The organism is Asaia sp. SF2.1, from assembly GCF_000505765.1.
GTDB classification, from domain to species: domain Bacteria; phylum Pseudomonadota; class Alphaproteobacteria; order Acetobacterales; family Acetobacteraceae; genus Asaia; species Asaia bogorensis.
This window is the reverse complement of the sequence record NZ_AYXS01000011.1, coordinates 53,857-54,660: the sequence shown is the minus strand read 5'-3', so window position 1 is coordinate 54,660 and position 804 is coordinate 53,857. Positions and strand designations below refer to the sequence as shown.

The following is an 804-nucleotide window of genomic DNA, read 5'->3' as shown; positions in this document are numbered from 1 at the left end:
GAGAGCTGCCTGAGCTCGCGCGCCAAATCGACGAGCAACTAAAAAGCAAACCACAAAGAACAGGTTCGGCTCTCCGCAAGGCACTCGATCAGGGGACCTCCGACTCTCAATTTCCTATGGATAGTGAGACAAACCTGTGTTTGCTGAGAGTTTGCGAGCAGGATAGAAAGTGCCCTCGCCCGCTACTATCGCCTGAACTCGATGCATTGTTGGCCCAACTTTTGCATGAGAGAAAGCATGTCGATACGTTAGCAGCCGTAGGGCTTGACCCGTCCAAATCCGCCATTTTGGTCGGCCCGCCGGGGGTTGGAAAAACACTCACTGCTCAATGGGTGGCTGAGCAACTGGATATGCCATTTTACATTCTAGATTTAAGCGCCGTAATGAGCAGCCTATTAGGTAAAAGTGGCGGTAACATTAGGGCAGCATTTGATTTTGCAAAAAAAAGCCCGTGCGTTTTACTTTTAGATGAAATAGATTCTATTGCAAAAAAAAGGAGTGACGATAGTGACATTGGAGAACTAAAACGCCTCGTCACGGTAATACTTCAAGAAATAGACTCTTGGCCTTCTTCAAGCTTGCTCATAGCTGCAACCAACCATCGTGAGTTGATCGATCCTGCTCTTTGGCGTCGCTTTGATGTAATTGCCGAATTTAAAACACCTACAGACGACGCTATTTCTACTGCCGTCCAGAGATTTCTTGGCCCAGATTTGCACAGATTTGGTAAATGGAAAGATATTCTATCCGTAGCTATGCGAGGTAACTCATTCAGTGATGTCGAGCGTGAGATATTAAAGCTGC

At 46.8% G+C, this 804-nt stretch carries 1 protein-coding gene; it reads left to right on the top strand.

Annotation, left to right across the window (positions count from 1 at the left end):
• A partial coding sequence (locus tag P792_RS36540) for an AAA family ATPase (protein ID WP_152530172.1) occupies positions 1–804 on the top strand: 804 nt, incomplete at both ends.